Annotated in this window: 16 protein-coding genes and 1 pseudogene; 9 read left to right on the plus strand and 8 right to left on the minus strand. The window is 46.2% G+C overall.

Annotated features, from left to right (window positions below):
• The first annotated feature begins 185 nt into the window (after nucleotides 1-185).
• Nucleotides 186-1981: pseudogene (gene ltrA, locus QUB68_RS13120) on the plus strand (group II intron reverse transcriptase/maturase).
• A gap of 87 nt (nucleotides 1982-2068) precedes the next feature.
• On the opposite strand, the gene QUB68_RS13125 reads toward ltrA, so the two are convergent.
• Both QUB68_RS13125 and QUB68_RS13130 read right to left on the minus strand, forming a co-directional pair.
• Nucleotides 2069-3805: a DUF3352 domain-containing protein gene (locus tag QUB68_RS13125; protein ID WP_332992938.1), complete on the minus strand. Its 1737-nt coding sequence runs from the start codon at nucleotides 3803-3805 to the stop codon at nucleotides 2069-2071.
• 142 nt (nucleotides 3806-3947) lie between these two features.
• Nucleotides 3948-5057, minus strand: a complete 1110-nt coding sequence (locus QUB68_RS13130; protein ID WP_332992940.1) for a flagellar assembly protein H — start codon at nucleotides 5055-5057, stop codon at nucleotides 3948-3950.
• Between the two features lie 196 nt (nucleotides 5058-5253).
• Between QUB68_RS13130 and QUB68_RS13135 the strand changes: the two genes are divergently transcribed.
• Nucleotides 5254-5412: a hypothetical protein gene (locus QUB68_RS13135; protein ID WP_332992942.1), complete on the plus strand. Its 159-nt coding sequence runs from the start codon at nucleotides 5254-5256 to the stop codon at nucleotides 5410-5412.
• A gap of 46 nt (nucleotides 5413-5458) precedes the next feature.
• On the opposite strand, the gene QUB68_RS13140 is transcribed toward QUB68_RS13135, so the two are convergent.
• Entirely contained in the window at nucleotides 5459-6064 is a 606-nt protein-coding gene (locus QUB68_RS13140) for a pentapeptide repeat-containing protein (RefSeq protein ID WP_332992944.1), read from the minus strand.
• A 38-nt stretch (nucleotides 6065-6102) separates the two neighbouring features.
• Between QUB68_RS13140 and QUB68_RS13145 the strand changes: the two genes are divergently transcribed.
• The 4 genes from QUB68_RS13145 (at nucleotide 6103) to QUB68_RS13160 (ending at nucleotide 11932) form a co-directional block, all read left to right on the plus strand.
• Entirely contained in the window at nucleotides 6103-6297 is a 195-nt protein-coding gene (locus QUB68_RS13145; protein WP_332992947.1) for a hypothetical protein, read from the plus strand.
• A 25-nt stretch (nucleotides 6298-6322) separates the two neighbouring features.
• Nucleotides 6323-8689, plus strand: coding sequence for a phosphoribosylformylglycinamidine synthase subunit PurL (gene purL / locus QUB68_RS13150; RefSeq protein ID WP_332992949.1), 2367 nt, complete (start codon nucleotides 6323-6325; stop codon nucleotides 8687-8689).
• Nucleotides 8690-8827: 138 nt separating this feature from the next.
• Entirely contained in the window at nucleotides 8828-10294 is a 1467-nt protein-coding gene (gene purF, locus QUB68_RS13155; protein WP_332992951.1) for an amidophosphoribosyltransferase, read from the plus strand.
• A gap of 552 nt (nucleotides 10295-10846) precedes the next feature.
• Nucleotides 10847-11932: a DUF3474 domain-containing protein gene (locus QUB68_RS13160; RefSeq protein ID WP_332992953.1), complete on the plus strand. Its 1086-nt coding sequence runs from the start codon at nucleotides 10847-10849 to the stop codon at nucleotides 11930-11932.
• 233 nt (nucleotides 11933-12165) lie between these two features.
• Here the strand turns inward: QUB68_RS13160 and QUB68_RS13165 are convergent, their stop codons facing one another.
• Nucleotides 12166-12756 (minus strand): hypothetical protein, encoded by a 591-nt coding sequence (locus QUB68_RS13165; protein ID WP_332992954.1) that lies wholly within the window; start codon nucleotides 12754-12756, stop codon nucleotides 12166-12168.
• A gap of 237 nt (nucleotides 12757-12993) precedes the next feature.
• Complete coding sequence (locus QUB68_RS13170; protein WP_332992956.1) at nucleotides 12994-13383, minus strand: DUF1830 domain-containing protein; 390 nt, start codon at nucleotides 13381-13383, stop codon at nucleotides 12994-12996.
• 479 nt (nucleotides 13384-13862) lie between these two features.
• On the opposite strand from QUB68_RS13170, the gene QUB68_RS13175 reads away from it, so the two are divergent.
• The 3 genes from QUB68_RS13175 to QUB68_RS13185 all read left to right on the plus strand — a co-directional run bounded on the left by QUB68_RS13175 (nucleotide 13863) and on the right by QUB68_RS13185 (nucleotide 16969).
• Nucleotides 13863-15443: a photosystem II high light acclimation radical SAM protein gene (locus QUB68_RS13175; protein WP_332992959.1), complete on the plus strand. Its 1581-nt coding sequence runs from the start codon at nucleotides 13863-13865 to the stop codon at nucleotides 15441-15443.
• Between the two features lie 373 nt (nucleotides 15444-15816).
• Nucleotides 15817-16230, plus strand: a complete 414-nt coding sequence (locus tag QUB68_RS13180; protein ID WP_332992962.1) for a hypothetical protein — start codon at nucleotides 15817-15819, stop codon at nucleotides 16228-16230.
• Nucleotides 16231-16369: 139 nt separating this feature from the next.
• Complete coding sequence (locus QUB68_RS13185) at nucleotides 16370-16969, plus strand: hypothetical protein (RefSeq protein ID WP_332992963.1); 600 nt, start codon at nucleotides 16370-16372, stop codon at nucleotides 16967-16969.
• A 12-nt stretch (nucleotides 16970-16981) separates the two neighbouring features.
• Here QUB68_RS13185 and QUB68_RS13190 read toward each other — a convergent pair whose 3' ends face one another.
• The 3 genes from QUB68_RS13190 to QUB68_RS13200 form a co-directional block, all read right to left on the minus strand.
• Nucleotides 16982-17377 carry a pre-16S rRNA-processing nuclease YqgF gene (locus QUB68_RS13190; protein ID WP_332992966.1) on the minus strand — a complete coding sequence of 132 codons (396 nt, stop codon included), beginning with the start codon at nucleotides 17375-17377 and terminating at the stop codon, nucleotides 16982-16984.
• Between the two features lie 528 nt (nucleotides 17378-17905).
• Entirely contained in the window at nucleotides 17906-19030 is a 1125-nt protein-coding gene (locus tag QUB68_RS13195; protein WP_332992970.1) for a formylglycine-generating enzyme family protein, read from the minus strand.
• A gap of 596 nt (nucleotides 19031-19626) precedes the next feature.
• Nucleotides 19627-21336 carry a DUF3084 domain-containing protein gene (locus tag QUB68_RS13200; RefSeq protein ID WP_332992972.1) on the minus strand — a complete coding sequence of 570 codons (1710 nt, stop codon included), beginning with the start codon at nucleotides 21334-21336 and terminating at the stop codon, nucleotides 19627-19629.
• Nucleotides 21337-21345 lie beyond the last annotated feature (9 nt).

Here is a 21345-nt window from a genome sequence, read left to right on the forward strand (position 1 = left end):
TAAAGATTCAAATGTGTGTAATCGGAACGAAGTAACTCTCTTAAATCTCTGGGAAGGTCGATATCCAGTAAGTAGCTAACGAATGATTCAAGAGAGAGGGATTGTATCAAAAGCGAATGCCCTCAGTAATATGAAGGATATGCTGACAGATACACGGTAATTCCAAAGATGGAGTCCAAGTAGCAATATATAGGTCTAAAACGCAGAACAATCTGACGGTGGAATGGAACCAAATCAATTGGCGTAAAGCCGAAAGATTGACGTTCAAGTTGCAAAAACGAATCTATCAAGCGAGTGAACGTGGTGATGTTAAAGCAGATCGCAAACTCCAAAAGACCTTGATTAGGTCTTGGTCTGCAAAATGTATCGCAGTCAGAAGGGTAACACAAGATAACCAAGGGAAAAATACTGCTGGTGTGGATGGACAAAAAAGTTTAACCCCAAAGCAACGTATTAAATTGGTAGGGAATTTAAGGTTAACGGGCAAGGCAAAACCCACTCGTAGGGTTGATATTCCCAAACCTGGAACAACCGAAACCCGACCATTAGGAATACCCACAATATCTGACCGTGCTTTGCAAGCGCTAGTAAAGCTAACGCTAGAACCAGAATGGGAGGCTAAATTTGAGCCAAACAGTTATGGTTTTAGACCAGGGCGTTCATGTCACGATGCGATTGGAGCAATATTTGATAAGATCAGACAAAAAGCCAAATATGTGCTAGACGCTGATCTAGCCAAATGCTTTGACCGTATAGACCATAAAGCACTTTTGGATAAGGTAAAAACATACCCAACCTTAAGAAGACAGCTAAGAAGCTGGCTTAAGGCAGGGGTGTTAGAAAACAGTACGTTCTCCAATACCAATGAAGGTACACCACAGGGCGGGGTAATTTCACCCCTACTTGCAAATATTGCCCTACATGGTATGGAGAAACGGGTTAAACAATTTACGGAAACGTTAAAAGGGACTAAACGAGATAACCGCGAATCCCTAAGTTTAATTCGATACGCCGATGACTTTGTAATAATCCACGAAGACATTAACGTAATCCTTGTCTGTCAAAAGATAATAGCCGACTGGTTAAGTGACATAGGACTAGAGTTAAAACCAAGTAAGACAAAATTCACCCACAGCCTTAACGAATATAAAGGAAATGTTGGGTTTGAGTTTCTAGGGTTCCATATTCAACAGCACAAAACAGGAAACTATCGCTGTGCGAAAAGTTCACAAGGAATACCGCTAGGTTTGAAAACAATAATCACCCCTTCAAGGCCAAAAATCAAAGCTCACATGACCAAGATAGCTGAGGTAATAGATACCCATAAAACAGCCCCTCAAGCTGCTTTAATTAGCAAGCTAAATCCAATTATTAGGGGTTGGTCAAACTATTACTCTACAGTAGTAAGTAAAGAAACATTCTCAAAATGCGACTATTTGACTTACGACAAACTAAGAGCTTGGGCAAAAAGAAGGGGAAAAGGTAGCATCAATAAGGACAAATACTGGAGAACAGTAGACAACCGAAATTGGTGTTTCAGCACCGAAGGTGGATTAGAACTAATGAACCATGCGACGACACCTATCATTAGGCACGTCAAAGTAAAGGGAGAAGCTAGTCCTTATAACGGTGACTGGATTTATTGGAGTAAGCGAAGAGGTAAATACCCAGAAACACCTACCAGGGTGTCATCACTTATCAAGAAACAAAAGGGTATTTGTTCTCACTGTGGTCTGTACTTTACGAGTGCAGACATTGTAGAAGTTGACCACATAACACCTAAATCATTAGGTGGAAAGGATGAATACAAAAACCTTCAACTTCTGCATAGACACTGCCACGACACAAAAACGGCATCTGATGGTTCTCTAACTAAGAACTATGACGACAATCCGTTTTGAATCGTACCCATAATAAGGGTGGTTTTATCAAGGAGCCGTGTGAGGTGAAAGTCTCATGCACGGTTCTGAAGGAGAGGTAGGGGTAGCAATGCCCCTATCGACTCTACCGACTAAAGTCCTCACTACGAACCTTTATAAATTGCGAACAAACGGAATTGCAACGTTCGCTAATTCAGCCGCATAAATATGGTGGCTTTGCTAATTCCTGTGATTTCTCCCGTACTGGTGACGGTGAGCGATCGCAAGTGGTCGAAAAGTGGTCTCGCCGAAAGTTCAATTAACCTCAACAGCGGGATTTGTTTTTCCCAAATTGCTCTGCTGGAGGGCCAGTCTAAATAAAAATAGCCATCATTAGCTGGCGGTAGCGCTTCGATGCTGGTTTGAAAGTCTTGATTTGCCACCAAAGAGCCTGTTTCGGCTGCTTTGAGCGCTGCGTCCATTGCTTCTACTGAGGTGGTGAAAATTTCGTATTTACCAACAGTGGCTCTAACTCCTTTTGCCTCAGTTTCGATCGCACTTTTTCGATTATTTGTTTTACCATAATTCTGGCTCGTTGTCAACTGCGTCCAAGCGGTAATTTTCTGGTTTCTGAGAGTAAAGCTGCCGATGCTGTATTCTTTGCTGCGGGCAATTTCATCGAGTTTGTCGATCGCCTGAGCGGAATCAGCAGATGTTTCAGCGGCAAAAATCCAGTCGGGAGTGTTTGACGAACTCGGAACCACTGCTAAAGCGTATTCTCCTTGTACCCAGTTAAATATATCCTGCTGCAAATTGACGCCCCAATTTTGCTGAATATCTGCGATCGCGCGATCGACTAATTTTGAGGCTTCTGCGTTAGCTGACACCGCCGATGACAAACCAGCCCAAAAATTCCTTAAATCGGTGCTGGCGACCGCGAAAGGACTGACTGAGGGAATGTACTGCAAGGCTTGCACCGGTGCGGAGAGTGTTGGAGAAACTGTTTTTTCTCGCGATGTCACTAAAGCAGTTTGGGCCAGCAATCCGCGTCGGTTGACTCCGACAGCAACTGCGAGGGAATTGGGGGAAATTTGGGGATTTTTGTCGGTTGCTGGCTGCGGGAGATTGACAAATGCTAACGCTATTCTGCCTTGAGTTAGATGCTGCACAGCTTTTTGATAGTTAGGACTATTATTGAGATTGAGATTGGCTGATTCAACGTTATTAATTGCATCTCGCAGCACGTTCGGACTGTTGGCAAATAAAACAAAACTCTGGTTATTTCCTGAAGCTGAACTGCCGTCGATTGCCGCAGTTGCGAAGCTGGGGGGCAAAGCTGAATTCGGCAGAGAAAGCGAGTTGAAAGGCGAAAACGAATTTTTTTTGGGGTTAGTTATTGGTGACTCTTTATAATATATTTTGACACCTTTATATACTTCCGACTGCACAGTTTTCTCCTGACGAGATTGTTTTTGCCAGTAGGAGGCGAGAAATTGTTGGCTGCGATCGGCATTTTGGGAGGAAACCGCCAGCAAAAACCCGGTTTGTTGGCCGTTGCTGAGTTCGCGATCGTCGAAATCTGGGGTTGTGATGGCGAGGGTAATTTCGTCACCTATCCAAGGTTGGATGTCTCGACTGTAATCCAGATTTGTATTGGCGAGGAGGCTTTTTTTGATTTGCTCGAATTCAGCGTGCGATCGGCTTCTTTCTTCGGGAGAGGCAAAGATTTGTCGCAATGCTTCGAGGCGATCGGGATTTACCAGCATTGAAGCTAACAAAGGCGCTTGTTTCGAGACAAACACCGCCGCAGCCGGAGTAGTTGTCGGCCCGCCGGCCAGCAAATTGAGGGGAGTTTGAGTTGTCAGCCAGTAAAAACCGCCTGCACTCAAGCCTAGGAGTGCTAAGACGCCAGCAATAAGGAAAGAAAAGAACGATCGCAACTTCATAACAACCAGGACTAACGAGCACAGTCTATTATTGACTACAGTAGCGCATCACCGCAGCTATTGACATCTCCAAAATTTAGGGGCGGTGTCTGTGAGAAACCGCCCCAATATTGACAGGTGATCGCCCGTCAGTTGATTTTTTCTAAGTCAATGATTGTGCCAATCTAGCAGTCAGTTCTTCCATCGACAATTGAGGCAAGTCTGCCAACAGCGCTGATAAATTTTCTGGAGATAAAGCCAGCAGATTAGAGATGAGATTCACCGGGAGTTGTTCTAATTGTCCCGATTGACTGAAGGATTTTTCCAAAACCGTTTGTGCCAGCAAGTTTTGCACTTTTTGGTGTTCATTCTGTCCCGCAGGCAGAGTAGATAACTGCACTAGCAACACTGTAAATTCGGCAACAGGCAAAGCCGATATCAACGGGATGAATGCCAGAGTTAGCGGGTCTGATTCTCCAAATCTGACCTGCAAGAAGCTCTCCAAAATCATCCGCTGTCCTTGTTCCCGGCCTTGTTCCCGGCCTTTTTGTTGTGCAGCTTCCAAATGTTGTTGAAAAAGAGGTGCGATCGCCATAACTAACTCCTGATCTTCATCATCCCCTGCGGGAATAGGTGGTGTATTCGCTTGCAAATTTGCCTGCAAGACGTACAATAATTGTAGCGCGTTAGTTCGGAGTGGATTATCGACAGACAATGCACTCAATTCGGCGATCGCCTGTTCCTGTACCCGTCCGCGGCCCAACATCCGCAACCACATAGTCTCTGGGCCTCTCGGTAGCTGGTGAATGGCGATTAATCCAACTCTCCAGACCTCAGTTAAAAAATAAACTCCTTTCCCCCAGCCCTCTGACTCTTGGGGAACCCGAAAACCAAAACTGTCCAGTAAAAGTTCCGAAGCAGTGGGAGTTAAAATCCACAACCTCGGCAATTGTCTTTCTTCTAAACGCTGGTCTTCTCGATTAGTCTGCCGCCCCAGTTTAGCCCTACTATTTAATAGTTTTACCACACAACTGAAGATTCCCTCAGTATTAACCGGATTGCGAAACGGCTCAATCACAGCTACAGTAGCAGCCATCTTACCCAATAAACCCAAACTTTGGACGTATTCGCCCTCAAAAGAAGTTGGTTGAAACCAGACATCAATTTCTCTGACTTCAGCGGTGACATCTTTGCTCGTTTCTACTTGTCCGAGAGGCGATAATAACTCTTGAAGGTATTCTTTGGCAAACTGATCGTGGGGAAACTTAGTCATAAAGTCAATGTTTTGCGATCCAATGCTATTTTACCAGGCAATACTTCGGACAGTTTCATGGCTGACCGAGATGTGGCTAGAAACCCGGTTTCTACGATTTTTGCCTTGAGTGACGAGAAATCTCCGCAGAAACCGGGTTTCTGAGGTCGCGAGTTTATTTACAATCTTAGTCTTGGCGATTGCTTCGTCCCTCGCAATGACATTTCTAAGAGGACACGGCAATGCCGTTTCCCTACCCAAAAAAATCGATCGCACTGGCCAAGATTGCAAAAATCGCAAAATATCTGGAATTACATCTGCGTTCATCTACGTTCATCTGCCGACATCTGCGGTTGACATATCGCTCAAATATTGATACAAAAATTCTAATGTAGGGAAACGGCACTGCCGTGTCCTGATTGCTACCACGGCAAGCCTCGCGCATCGGAAAAATCTGCATCGAGAACCGCCCCCGGATCGAATACAGCACCAGTCAAATCAGCTTTTCTAAACGACGTTACCGACAACTTTTCGATTTCTTCAACAGCGATAAAAAAGCCGATCGCAGTTAACCCCAACATTACCCCAGAAACCAAAAATAAACCAATTCCCCTGAGAGTATCCCCGCCCAAAAATGTCACAATACCGTTAGCCCCGATCGCAGCAGCAGCCCCAGCCACAGCCCCAGCCACAATTCCCGCCTCACCCCGAGTCGCAGCAATGGCTGTCGCAGCAGTCCCAGCCACCGCCACAGCCCCCGCATCCGCCCCGCCAATCAGTCCAATCAAGGCCCCAGCCGTCGTCACAGTCACCGCAGTCACCCCAGCCCTAGCAATCAATTTTTTTACCCGCCGGCGGCTTTGTCCGGTTCTGACACCCTGAAAATTTGCCCCCCTCAAAATCGCCCCGGTGAAATTGCAGCCTCGAATGTCGCAACCGCTGAAGTTCGCGCCTGATAAGTCCAGTCCTTTAAATGAACGGTTCCGCAAGTTTTGGTTGGCAAAATTGAGATTTCGAGGTTGAGTCATGGCGATCGCAGATAAATTGATAGCAGAAAACAAGATATATGTCAATTATGATCCGATATTTGGTAACTTCTCAATTTCCCTGTATAATCGATCGCGTACCGACAGCCAGCCACCTCAAAGCGTGTCAACTTAAATCTAAAATCTTGACAAATCTCGCTTCTAGTTCAGTCTCGATTCCCCGCACATCCCTCGATCAAACGGAAGCATTAAAAAAATCCCTAATCGGGATGTAAAATCTACAAAACGATCGCAACTACTATGCCAAACCTCCCATTTTCTCCCGAACAAATTGCCGCCGAAAGACTCAAACCCGAAGAATATGAAGAAATCGTTCAGCGTCTTGGCCGCCATCCCAACAAAGCTGAATTGGGAATGTTCGGCGTTATGTGGAGCGAACACTGCTGCTACAAAAATTCGCGACCGCTATTAAAACAGTTTCCCACAGAGGGCGATCGCATTCTTGTCGGGCCTGGAGAAAATGCCGGAGTCATAGACTTGGGAGAGGGCTTGCAACTTGCTTTCAAAATTGAATCCCACAACCACCCGTCAGCAGTCGAACCCTTCCAAGGCGCAGCAACAGGAGTCGGTGGCATTCTCCGCGATATCTTCACAATGGGTGCTCGCCCGATCGCACTTTTGAATTCCCTGCGTTTCGGCAACTTAGATGATAGCAAAACCCAGAGATTATTCAAAGGCGTAGTATCAGGAATCAGTCACTACGGAAACTGTATCGGCGTACCCACCGTTGGCGGCGAAGTTTACTTCGATGCGGCTTATTCTGAAAACCCGCTAGTTAACGTCATGGCATTGGGTTTAATGGAAACTCAAGAAATCGTTAAATCTGGCGCATCGGGAATCGGGAATCCCGTGCTTTACGTCGGTTCAACTACTGGCAGAGATGGCATGGGAGGAGCAAGTTTTGCTAGCGCAGAATTGACTGATAAATCAATGGATGATCGCCCCGCCGTCCAAGTAGGAGATCCGTTTTTAGAGAAATCCTTAATTGAAGCTTGTTTAGAAGCATTCAAAACTGGTGCAGTCGTCGCCGCCCAAGATATGGGCGCGGCCGGAATTACTTGTTCGACATCGGAAATGGCAGCCAAAGGTGGTGTCGGCATTGAATTCGATTTAGATAAAGTTCCGGTTCGAGAAAGCGGTATGGTTCCCTACGAATACCTACTTTCGGAATCCCAAGAACGGATGTTGTTTGTGGCAGAGAAAGGACGGGAACAGGAATTAATCGATATTTTCCACAGATGGGGATTGCACGCGGTAGTCGCGGGCACAGTGATCGCAGAGCCGATCGTCCGAATTCTCTTTAAAGGCGAAATCGCTGCCGAAATTACCGCCACTGCTTTGGCAGATAACACGCCAATTTATCACCGAGAATTGTTGACAGAACCGCCAGAATATGCTAGAAAAGCATGGGAATGGACGGCGGATAAGTTGCCGGAATGCACCGCACTTGGTATCGAAGTTCAGGGTAATTTCCAAACTTGGAATCAGATTTTGCTGACGCTTTTGGATACTCCCACCATCGCTTCTAAACGCTGGGTTTATCGCCAATACGACCATCAAGTTCAAAACAATACTGTGCTTTTACCTGGAGGTGCGGATGCTGCTGTGGTCAGATTGCGGCCGGTAGAAGCTTCCCCGAACAATGGCGCACAGAACAAGGTTATTCCGGCAGTTGCTGCAACGGTTGACTGCAATTCTCGCTATGTTTATCTTGACCCCTATGAAGGTGCAAAAGCGGTAGTTGCGGAAGCGGCGAGAAATTTGAGCTGTGTTGGTGCTGAACCTTTGGCTGTTACCGATAATCTCAATTTTGGTAGTCCTGAAAAGCCTGTGGGATATTGGCAGTTAGCGTCAGCTTGTCGGGGAATTGCTGATGCTTGTCGGGAGTTGGGAACTCCGGTAACAGGTGGTAATGTTTCTCTTTACAATGAAACGGTTGATGCTGAGGGGAATCCTCAACCAATTTATCCGACTCCGGTAATCGGAATGGTGGGTTTGATTCCTGATTTGACGAAGATTTGCGGCCAAGCTTGGCAAAAAGAGGGAGATTTAATTTATCTCCTGGGAATTGGCGAATCATCTGAAAACTCAGACGTGAAAACTTCCCCGACTTTGGGCGGTTCGGAATATTTGGCCGCAGTTCACGGTACGATCGCGGGTAAGCCTCCAATTATCGATTTTGATTTAGAAAGGCAAGTGCAAAAAGCTTGTCGCGACGGCATTCGCAGCGGCTGGGTACGCTCTGCCCACGATTGTGCGGAGGGAGGAATCGCGATCGCCCTAGCGGAATGCTGTATTTCTGCTAAACTGGGCGCAGAAATCCATCTGTACCCCAACTCGTCACAGTCTCAGCGTTGGGATGAATTATTGTTTGGCGAAATGGGTAACTGCATTTTAGTGTCGGTGAGTCCAGCCAACGAGGCTGCTTGGACATCTTACTTGCAGGAGAATTTAGCCGCCAAGTGGCAGAAAATCGGCTTAGTTGGTAGTACCGAATCATCTTTGCGGGTTTTTACTACCGATAAGGAGCCGTTAATTGAGGTTAATATCGCAGATATGGGCGATCGATACTACAATGCCATTGAACGCCGCATAGCTTCTGTCTGAATGCTACACAATTTGGAATTAACGACACATCCGTGGCAACATTAAGAAAGTGTTAAGTTATGCGACATCTTCCCGAACAGAACGCACCGGTGAACTTGTCCCGCCAACATACCGTCCCCATTACGAGCCAACTCATCTATGATTCCCAACCATTCCTTCGCGGCTGACGAGCATTCTAGCAAACCTGACAAGCCAGAGGAAGCTTGCGGCGTTTTCGGTATCTACGCGCCGGGTGAAGATGTCGCCAAGTTGACCTACTTCGGTTTGTATGCCTTGCAGCATCGGGGTCAGGAATCAGCAGGAATTGCTACCTTTGAGGGTGAAACAGTCCACCTGCATAAAGATATGGGATTGGTTTCCCAAGTCTTCAACGAATCGAGTTTAGGTCACTTGCCCGGTAACTTAGCCGTAGGGCACACTCGCTACTCTACTACCGGCTCGTCGCGGGTGATCAACGCTCAACCTGTGGTTGTCAAAACCCGTTTGGGAAGTCTCGCCCTAGCACATAACGGAAATCTTGTCAATACTAAAGAATTGCGGGACGAGTTGCTGTCTCGCAACTGCGAGTTTGTCAGCACGACGGATTCAGAGGCGATCGCAGTGGCGATCGGTTGGGAGGTAGACCAGGGTAAAGACTGGCTGGAAGCAGCGATCAGTGCCTTTGCTATGTGCCAAGGAGCCTTTAGTTTGACGATCGCCACCCCGAAAGGTGTGATGGGAGTCCGCGACCCCTACGGTGTCCGCCCGCTGGTCATTGGCACCCTCCCCACAACTCCGGTACGCTACGTTTTAGCATCGGAAACTTGCGGATTGGATATTATCGGTGCAGAATTTTTGCGGGACGTAGAACCGGGGGAATTAGTCTGGATTACAGAGGAAGGTATGGCTTCCTTCCACTGGAGTCAGCAGCAGAAGCGCAAACTTTGTATCTTTGAAATGATCTATTTTGCTCGACCGGATAGCATTATGGAAGGTGAAAATTTATATACCTATCGCCTGCGGCTAGGGCGTTTGTTGGCAGCAGAATCTCCGACTGATGCTGATATAGTCATCGGGGTTCCCGATTCTGGCATCCCAGCGGCGATCGGCTTTTCTCAAGCTTCCGGCATTCCTTACGCCGAAGGATTGATTAAAAATCGCTACGTCGGACGCACTTTTATTCAACCGACTCAGACAATGCGGGAGTCAGGAATTCGCATGAAACTCAACCCTCTCAGAGATGTGTTGGAAGGAAAGCGGGTAATTATTATCGACGATTCGATCGTGCGTGGGACTACCAGCCGTAAAATTGTCAAAGCTTTACGGGATGCGGGTGCCACCGCAGTACACATGAGAATTTCCTCGCCGCCAGTGACTCATCCTTGTTTCTACGGCATCGACACCGACAATCAAGATCAGTTAATTGCTGCTACCAAGTCCGTCGCTGAAATCGGCGCTCAAATTGGGGTGGATTCCTTGGCTTTCTTGAGCAGGGAAGGAATGCTGAGTGCTACTAATGAAGACACGAAAAGTTTTTGTTCGGCGTGTTTCACCGGCGATTATCCGATCGAGATTCCGACAATGGTAAAACGGGCGAAGCTCATATTAGAAAAGGCTACCACCTAGAAAATTCCAAAGTGAAAAGCGATCGCAGTTACTTGCTGCGATTTATGGATTTTCTAATTTTTCTGGTAACTCGTTGCCAGAATGTGTGTAGAAATGTTACATTAAACTTAGCTGTAGCAATTATTGCAGAATTTGTGAACTGTAGCGAGCGATCGGTTGGGTAGAACTTGTGCGAAACCAAACACTCCGATGCTGTGAGGTTTCGTTCCACAGACCAAGCCGACACTCTCGTTCACAAATCCTACTCTAAGCGCTATATGCCACCTGCGGACTGGAGGTAGTGCCTCCAGAAGTGCGATCTCAGTATTGAAGTCGCATTTCGCACCAAAAACGGACACATGAATTTTTTTTAGATAACAGGGTCGATCGCGCTAATTTTCCCACAGAAGTATTCTACAAGCCAAATTGCTTGAGAATCGCGGGCGGGCTATTCATGCGAACTAAACAACTTTAGAAACCCTTGCAGAGTAAAAAATATGGCTCCTTGCGGGCTGAAAGTGACTGTTAAAAGGCGGAATGCGGTTTCTCAAGTCAGCTTAAATCGGAAACTTCGTGCAATCAAATACTGTTCTCAATCAGCCAAGCAATCAAGGCTCATCCTCTCGTACAAAAGAGTTACCTTTTACTCTTCAAGATGTCAAAGCCGCCATTCCAGCCCACTGTTTTGAACCCTCAGCCTGGAAATCTCTAGCTTATTTCTTTTTGGATCTGGGAATTATCGCAGGTTTATATGCGATCGCCTACAGCCTCGATTCCTGGTTATTTTACCCAATCTTCTGGTTGATGCAGGGAACCATGTTTTGGGCATTGTTTGTAGTCGGGCACGACTGCGGGCACGGTTCATTTTCTAAGAGCAAATGGCTCAACAACCTGATCGGACACCTCTCCCACGCACCCATTCTCGTACCCTTCCACGGTTGGCGGATCAGCCACAGAACCCACCACGCGAATACAGGCAGCTTGGATAACGATGAAAGCTGGTATCCCGTGTCAGAGAGCAAATACAATGAAATGACCTGGTACGAGAAGCTAGGACGTTTTTATCTGCTGTTATTTGCCTACCCAATTTATCTGTTTCAGCGATCGCCCGATCGGCAAGGTTCTCACTTCATGCCCGGTAGCCCGATTTTCCGTCCTTCCGAAAAAGCGGACGTGTTAACGAGTTCCGCATCCTTAGTCGCAATGGTAGCCTTTTTAGGTGTCCTAACCTATCAATTCGGTTGGCTGTTTTTGCTGAAATTCTACTTAGTTCCCTACGTTGTATTCGTGATGTGGCTGGATTTGGTAACATTCCTGCACCACACAGAATCCGATATTCCGTGGTATCGCGGAGATGATTGGAATTTCCTCAAAGGTGCATTGTCTACGATCGATCGCGATTATGGAATCATCAATTCCATCCATCACGACATCGGTACTCACGTAGCCCACCACATTTTCTTGAGCATCCCGCACTATAACTTGAAGGAAGCAACTGAAGCCATCAAGCCAGTGTTGGGAGATTATTATCGCAAGTCAACCGATCCAATTTGGAAGAGCTTTATTCGCTCTTACTGGGATTGTCACTTTGTTTCCGATACAGGTTCTGGAGTTTACTACGAATCGCGTAACACTCGGAAATCGGCTGAAGTTAAGTAACTTCAATAAATAAGAGAATATGCCAGCAAAAACCCGGTTTCTTTCAGAAACCGGGTTTTTCATTTTTGTGCTTGTTTGAAACTTAATATTATCTTCAACACAATAAATAATATTGGGTTCGTAGTGAGGACTAAAGTCCTCTGGAAAAGAAGGACTAAAGTCCTCACTACGAACCCAATTTATTGTAATTGTTATATCGGACATACAATTCGTAGGGTATTCTTCGGCGCACCTTACAGATTACCTTGAAGCCCGATCGCAGTTACAATCGTCCACGCATCCACCAACAGCAGCAACAGCGTACAGAAGAGCAAAATCAGATACATCCAAGGCTGCGACAAAGGGCGAACATCTCTAGTATCAATACCCGTTTTCGCTTCCACCAAACCGACTAATTTACCAAATCCAGCCACCCGCATCGGTAACAGATAACCTTCACCCGCATGACTGAGAAAATAGTAAACCAAGCCTCCTTGACCGGTCGATCGAGGTTTGAGAGCCTTCACCTCAGTCCAAGGAAGCGACCAACCCCTGCGAAACACGCGCGGAAACCAGTTGGGATAGGTAACTTGAATCCCTTCCTCGCTGAGAATTACCCGTTCGCTGAGCACGCCGTAGAGGCCCGCTGCGCCGATCGCAATTGCCGCCCAGAGTGCGATCGGGGAAACCGGTGCTTTCGTGACTTCCGACAAAAACGGCAAGGGAATTGTCAGGGCTAGGTACAAGCTCAACAGCGTGATTCTAATCAGGGGAGAAAGCCGGAATACTGCCGGCTCAAATACTGGGGGGGAAGATGGGGAAAGTGCGATCGGTTCTGCTGACATAACTGAAAATCGAGAAGCTGTTTAATGATATTTTTGCACAGCTTTCGGGCCCGTGAACCAAAATCAGGCAAATATGAAAAACGTCACAGTATTTGCGATTTTGAGTTTCGATCTAAAATTCAATTCAGAAACTTTGATTCTTAACTGTTGAGTTTTAACCGCTTTGCAGAAGTTGGAATCTTGAGCGCGGAGTTATCAATTAAGTGACAATTTATAACTCAAAACTCACAACTTCCCTCAATCTACGGCTGTGAGCGCCGGTACAGTCAAAGGTTCTGAGATTTCGCGGGATTTGGGGCGGCCAGCAATTATTGTGCGATCGCCCTTAACTTCCCCTCCGGATCTGCTAGCATTGACGTTAGAATAGGGGTTTTCGTTAATCTGCAAGCGATCGCAAGGAATTTTATCCGACAAAATTGCGCTGGCCATCATCCCGGTGTGAATTTCCAATGCTGCGGCCCGCATCGCTTCAAACACTAAACGCTGTCCGGGAAATACCACTCGTTCAAAATACCAGTTAGGAATGTTGCAGATGCGAGCAATCTGAATTTGACTGGTGGCGTTGACGTAGCAGCAGAGAATTCTGCTGTCGGCGTTTGAGGGTACTGGGTCAAGAATTTGAGCCATAATTGCTAAGGGAGCCTTGCCTAAAAGTTTTAGTTATCTTCTCAGGCTAACATCTTGCGATCCCGGCCTACTGTAAAGCCGACTACCAACCCATACTATTTTAGATTTTAGATTTTAGATTTTAGATTTTAGATCACTTACTGGATAAGGATTTGGAGCTTGCCTCTAGTTGTATTATTTGTTTGAAATGGGATCAAAAATATACCGCCTGACCGATCGCACTTAAATTTAAACTTAGCCAGATAAATATCCGATTTTTGACTTCTATCTGCGATTTTCGGTCAAAATACGCTGTATTTCCCGAAAAATTAGCTTTTTTATGCTGATTTCGCCGATCCCCACCAACAAACTCAGCTTTTAGCCCGCTCTAAAAATTTAAGAATATTTAATGTTAAATTGCGAAAATTAGAGAGAGTGTAAAGTTATATTAAAAGAATATAAACATAGTTAAAAAAGTTCCACATTAGGATATGGCAATCATGGAAAACCGAGAAAACCGAGTCCTGTACGTTCGCCTCCCTTGCAATCCCATTTTCCCGATCGGAGTTGTGTACCTTTCCGATCACGTGCACAAGCTGTTTCCCGATGTCCAACAGCGGATTTTCGATTTAGGCGCAGTGCCGCCCCTGGATTACGCTAAGGGTTTGGATGCCATCATCGATGAATTTCAGCCGACGCTGCTGGTTTTCTCTTGGCGGGACATTCAAATTTACGCCCCCGTGGGCGGCAGAGGTGGCAATCCGCTACAAAATGCCTTCGAGTTTTACTACGCCAAAAATCTGCTGACTAAGTTCCGGGGAGCGCTCGGAGGACTGCGTTTGGCCACGTCCTACTACACCGAACTCTCGCGCAATCTGGGACTACTTAAGCGCGGATTGAAGCGGGCCCGGAAATACCGCCCGGAAGCCCGTGCAGTGGTCGGTGGCGGTGCTGTGAGCGTGTTTTACGAGCAGTTGGGTCGCAGTTTGCCGGCCGGAACTGTGGTTTCGGTGGGGGAAGGCGAAGCTTTGCTGGAGAAGTTGATTAAGGGCGAAGATTTGGCTCAGGAAAGGTGTTATGTAGTAGGAGAAACTGTGCCGCGCGATCGGCTAATTCACGAAAAGCCAGCCAACATCGAGAAAACTGCTTGCAATTATGACTACATCGAAACCATTTGGCCGGAATTTTCCTATTATCTACAGGATATGGACTTCTACGTAGGAGTCCAAACCAAGCGCGGCTGTCCTCATAATTGCTGTTACTGTATTTATACGGTGATTGAAGGCAAACAAGTGCGGATCAATCCAGCGGATGAGGTGGTGGCGGAGATTCGGCAATTGTACGATCGAGGTATCCGCAACTTCTGGTTTACCGACGCGCAATTTATCCCGGCGCGCAAATTCATCGACGATGCGATCGAATTATTGCAAAAAATCATCGCCTCCGGGATGACAGACATCCACTGGGCTGCTTACATCCGTGCGGACAATCTCACACCCGAATTGTGCGATTTGATGGTAAAAACTGGGATGAATTACTTTGAAATCGGCATCACCAGCGGTTCCCAGGAACTGGTTCGCAAAATGCGGATGGGCTACAACTTGCGAGTAGTTTTGGAAAATTGCCGCGATTTAAAAGCCGCCGGTTACAACGATGTGGTTTCTGTAAATTACTCATTTAACGTCATTGACGAAACCTTTGAAACCATCCGGCAAACTATTGCCTATCACCGAGAATTAGAGCGAATTTTCGGAGTCGATAAAGTAGAACCAGCGATTTTCTTTATCGGGTTGCAGCCACACACAATTTTAGAAGAATACGCCTTTAAAAAGGACATCCTGAAACCTGGTTACGATCCGATGAGTTTGATGCCTTGGACAGCACGGAAATTGCTGTGGAATCCTGAGCCTTTGGGTTCGTTTTTCGGACAAATTTGTTTGGAAGCTTGGCAGCGAAATTCTAATGATTTCGGCCGCGAAGTGATGGCTATTTTGGAGGAAAAACTCGGTTGCGCCGATTTGGAAGAGGCTTTGACTGCGCCCGTTGAAATCAAAGACAAACAGTTAGCAGGAGTCAATTAAAGTTCGTAGAAAGGACTTCAGTCCTTCTTAATCAAAAGGGAAATAAGACGAAAAATGGCTCGTCTGTTTCCCTTTTTATTGAACAATTAAAATATCAAAAATTATTGCACGCAATCATCAATATTATGACAAATTTCCCGAGTAGAAAACCATCTTAAAATTATCTGTGTTAATCTGCCTTAAATCTGCGGTCGATTTATTAAGGCCCCAGAATAAAAAGGGTTCTATTGTTGGGAATGCGAGTCCTCAGATGGATGCTGACTAAAGTCATCACTACAAACCTATCAAGCAAAACAAAAAGTCTCTTAAAAATCGCAGATGGAGCAAGTATCGCTTAAGATGTAATTATATAGTTAAAACCAGGAGTGACGAGATGTTTGGTAAAGAGCGAGTTCAAGTAATTAAAAGATTAGGTCTAGTTATGGCTGGCATTAGTGCGATCGGCTTTTTGACCGCTTCAGCAGAAGCAACTGCACTAAATCAACCGATTGGCAATTCTCAACCGCTGCAAATTGCTCAAGTTGAGGGATGTCCGAAGGCCGAAATGGTGCAATCTTTCGCAACAGCAAACTTTTCGGTATACATTTGCAAAACCCAGGAAGGCGCTATTTTTTACCGAGGCCTCAGCAAAAGAAATGGCAGCCAAATCAATGTGATGCAAGTAACTACAAGTGACGACGGAACTTATGAAGCGACTAACGGCAATATCATCTATTCGATTAACCCCGATCGCCTGCAAGTCCGGCAGAATGGTAAGGTAATTTTGACCGAAGCTGTCATTAAGTAAGACTAACTGTTATTCAATGATAAATCAGATAAATTTCGGGTGTATTTTATTAGCTGAACTAAAACAAATTGCATATTCTTTCAAGTTTAGGCATAATTAGAAGAATAAAAGTCTGTATTACCAAAAGAGCTATCAGATTATGCCTTACAGTCAATTCACAATTACTAGAGCTAAAAAAGACTTTCATTTAACTATTGTAGAGGGAACTCGGTTTTTTCCAGAGGTAGAATCAATTAATCCCAGTCCAAGATTGACTAGCGAATTAGAAGATTTGCCTTGGACGATCGCAGTTAATTCAGAAAAAGCCCGATCGGAAGCCATTGTCTACCCAGTTTTGCAAGAAGTCCGGCGCTTGATGAACCGCCAAATCAGTTTATTTTCGGGACGGGAATTCAATGTCGATCCCAGTTGCGATCTCAACGGATACGTAGATTTCTTAATTAGCCGATCGCCCGAACAGCTTACGGTAGAAGCACCCGCGATCGTAGTTGTGGAAGCAAAAAAAGCCGATTTGAACGAAGGGATCGGTCAATGTCTTGCTGAAATGGTAGCAGCACAGCGCTTTAATGAAGCAGCAGAACACCCGATCGCAACTATTTACGGTTGTATCAGCAGCGGCACTCAATGGCGTTTTCTCAAGCTTTCAGGAACCACAGTGGCGATCGACCTTACTGATTATCCGCTGCTTCCTGTGGAAACCATTTTAGGATTCTTGGTGTGGATGGTTCAACAGACTTAGCAGTCGAACTTGCTAACTTTTGTTTAAATATCTTTCAATTAGGACGATCGCCACTATATCATCTACAGGCCGCGGCGGAGTCCGCATTCCCTGCGGAATAAAGCGAGAAAGTCCCGTCGGAGGGTACATTTCCCAGTAACGATCCTTCGCTTCTAAACTGCTGAATCTCTCGTCAACCCGAATAATTTCGATCTCCGGCGACAAACTCTGCGTCAGTTTTTGTTTCCAGCTTTTGGAAGTGGTTTGATCTCCGAGCACCAATAACTCGATCGCAAACTGTTCGCACAGAGATTGAATCGTAGATATGGCTGATTCTGACTGTACAACTTGATGGTAGCAGACGCTTCTGTCTCTACCCATCACGGCGATGCCGCATTTGTCTTTACCCGGATCGAAACCTAAAATCATATTTATTAGTTCTGAGTTAATAAGTTTGTAGTTGCGCTGTTGTAGTCGAGGAAACCCAATCGCCAACCTATATCTAATCTGACACTTGCATTCTTGAATGTCTCAAAATCTTTTTGGGCGATCGCACTTATTTTGCTTGACTTTTTTGTGGGATTGACATATTATATCATCATGGGAATCCGTGCGGCCATATAATGTCTAAAATCAGAAACCGGGTTTTTGTCACAATCTTTGCTTCCCCGTTTTAATTTATCGAAAAAACCCGGTTTCTTTCACCCCCGCGCACAAATCAGAAACCGGGTTTTTGCCACAATCTTTACTTCCCAGTTTTGATTTATCGAAAAAACCCGGTTTCTTTGACCCCCGCGCACAAATCAGAAACCGGGTTTTTGCCACAATATTTGCTTCCCCGTTTTAATTTATCGAAAAAACCCGGTTTCTTTGGCCCCCGCGCACAAATCAGAAACTGGGTTGGGTAAAGAGGAAACAGGGAAAAAAGCTAAAGGGCTAAAGAGTAGAAAAGAGTTCTCACAGAGAAGACAGGGAGGAAGGGACAGCCAAAGCTACCGCTACACGAAAACCCCCGAGGCTGAGCGAGAGGCGCGCATAGAAATAGAAGCGGATGGCAGCACGGCAATGGACCGCATCGCGGTTCCACGAACCTCCACGCCGCACTCGGAAATTACTTGTTCCAGTTTCCCAAGAACTTCCGTCAGTCGGTGCGCCGTCATAGTTATAGTGCCCCTCATCGCTGCACCATTCCCAAACCTGACCGTGCATATCATAAAGTCCAAAGGGATTGGGGGGAAAACTCCCCGCATCAATTGTTTGTTCGCGATAAAGTCCCCGCGGCGCCCTAGCGTAGGGATATTGCCCATTATAATTAACTAAATCCGTGGTAATTGTCTCGCCCAAATAGAAAGGTGTTGTAGTTCCGGCGCGACAAGCGTATTCCCATTCAGCTTCCGAAAGTAAGCGATAAATCTTGCCGGTTTTTTCAGAAAGTTTCCGGCAGAATTCTACAGCCTGATTCCAGCTTACTCTATCTACAGGAAGTTTTTCACCCCTAAAGTACGATGGATTATTTTCCATCACTGCTTCGTACTGTGCTTGGGTGATGGGGTATTTTCCTGCATAAAAAGCCGATACTGTTACTTGATGCTGCGGACTTTCGTTATTGTACCTACCTGATTCTGTTGCTGGCGAACCCATCATAAATATGCCGCCGGGAATGTAAACCATGTCGAGTGTAACTCCATTACCTAAGTCTTCAGGGAAGTAATGAGCAAAAGACTTTCTGCGACTGTTTTCTTTTCCTTCAGCATCGACTGTGATGACATCAAATTCAAAGACCGGAAAATTGTGGAGTGACGGCAGTTTAATCTTTAAGTCATATGGATATTTCAGCAGTGAAGAGGCAGCAAATTTCACCTGCATTGATTCATTCTGCAATGCTTGCATTATCAAATCTAAACCTGCTTCTCCATATTTGAGTGCTTCGGAGAGTGCGGCGATTCTCACTTCGACAATGGGTGAGGCTAATCGGCTTTTAACGCCGGGTATGCCTCCGAGTACCGCAGGATTGACAGGAATTAAATTTTGTCCGCCACGGACGGCATCGTATTCTCTGGGTTCATTTTGATTTTGTGACATTACACCGCACGCTCCTGCATTTTAATTGAGCAAAATTTTGTTCTGTGATGTCAATATCTCAGGGCTCGATTCTTATACCATTTTTCCAAATGTATGCAACAGTATTCGTAGGGTGTGTCGCCATTTTCAATCTCTCGCATTCAATCGCAAATCTCATGGCGACGCACCTTACACCAGAAGTGGAGGAAACAAACCTAACAATTCTTGTGTAGCACGAATTTTGCTCTCATGGTATTAGTTTCTATCTTTGCACTCTTAGCGGTGCGGTGCGTCGCTCCGAGATTGTCGCTATTGTTTGCAGATTTTAGGTAGCGACGCACCCTACTAATTGGGTATGGTGCGTCGCTGTGAGATTGTCGCTATTGTTTGCAGATTTTAGGTAGCGACGCACCCTACTAATTGGGTGCGGTGCGTCGCTGTAAGATTGTTGGTGGTGCTTCCAGATTTTTGGTGGCGACGCACCCTACGATTGCTATATATATGGCGGCACGGATTCCCATTATTTAATGATATGTCAAGGGCGCGAAAATGTCAAGCAAAATTGTAATTTTATCGCCCAAAATTTTGGCTAAAATTCGATAGATCGATCGCACTTATTACTTAACTTTCACATCTCCTGCGCTTGGTGGTTGTTGTCCGGTGCGGAAAACAACGACTCCGTTTGACAGAGCAACTAAATCTATTTTAAGCGGCCCGGCGATGTATGTGACATCTGCCGCGATCGCCCGAACGTCCAGCGGTTTCTCGTACTGCTGTAGTCGATCGATAAAACCAGCCAAAGTTTCAATCCGATTGTCCGCAACTTGGACTCTACCGCCGACAACGCCGATTAAGCGAGCGCGAAATTGACAAGCTTCGATCAATTGCTGCAACTGCTGCCGCACCTGTTCGTCGGGCAAAGCTACTGGATCGACAGCAACCCCTGCAATCACATCTCCAGCGCGGAACACAACTCGATTGATTTCTGCTTCTGCAAATACCTTAATTAGCTTTTCTTCCCGCAGGTAATTAGCGCCGGCGACAATTCGCACCACGTAATCTTGACCGTCCTTAATTTGACTAATTAATTGATCGATTTCTGCCTTAGTAATTTGAATAACCTGCTCTTTAACCTTAGTATTTTCCGGCCGCATCAGTTCGACGGTGGTTTTATTGGCTTCTTGCAAAAGTCGATCGATCGCGCGACTTGCCGTACCGGACTCGGTAATACGAACCACGCCAGCAGCCAAAATTTGACCGCGCCTGATGGCAACTGTACCCTCGCGGATTGCCTGAAAGTCGCGTTCCAAAATTTGCACTTGCTGCTGCAAGACAGTTTGCTGCTGTTCGAGTTGGGCTTGTTGCTGTGCGAGGGTTTCTAAGAGTGCTTCCCTCTCGGCAATTACTTTGTCCCGATCGACAATTGTGCGATCGCGCGAGGCGAGATTTTCCGCACGCTGGGCAATTTCCTTGTCCCGCTCGGCAATTAGTTCGTTGCGATCGACAATTGCTGCATCGCGCTGGGCAATTTCTCCCTCTCGCTGGGCAATTTCTGCATTTCGCTTGGCAATTTCTCGATCGCGCTGGGCTATTTGAGTTTTTACCTGCTCTCGCTGCTCGATCAACTGTTGGCGTTCCGCTTGCAGTTGGGCGATTTCCGATCCCAAACTTGTTTTTTGAGCTGAAACTGTTTTCAATTGGCTTTCAGTGCGATCGAGCTGAGCTCTTGTAGTCGATCGGGCCGTTTCCACCAATTTCAATTGTGATTCGGTGCGAGATTTAGCCGCTTCCACAGTCGCAAGCTGTTCTTCTGTCTGGGATTTCGCCGCTTCTACCTGACTTAACTGCTGTTCAGTTTTAGACTTAGCTGCTTGCACGCTATTGAGCTGGGCCCGCAGCAAATTTAATTTTGTTTGCGTCCGGGCTTGCTCGGCATTAGCTGCTTGGAGGGATTGATTAATTTGCTCTAAATTGGCTCTAGCTTGTGCTTGAGCGGCTCTGGCTTGACCTAATTCAGTTTCAACTTGATTTTTTTCTTGAGTGGCTTGGTTGATTTCTCTGCGGGCGTTGTTGAGCCTTTTTTGAATTTCGTCTATTCTAAAAACTCCGGTTCGCAGCGGCTTGCTAGTAGCAAACAAAATGCCCAGAGTCAGTGCTGACAGGATGCTGCCGGCCATCACTGTCACAACAACAGCAGTATCGCGGGGGCGAAGTTTGAACAAACTCAACCTTGCCTTGCCGACTTTCGTCCCAAGGCGATCGCTGACAGTGGCGATCACACCCCCCAACACTAAAATTACAAATACCAGGATGTATCCAGCAGTCATTCCGATTTT

It is taken from the genome of Microcoleus sp. A006_D1, from assembly GCF_036702805.1.
Classification (GTDB): domain Bacteria; phylum Cyanobacteriota; class Cyanobacteriia; order Cyanobacteriales; family Microcoleaceae; genus Microcoleus.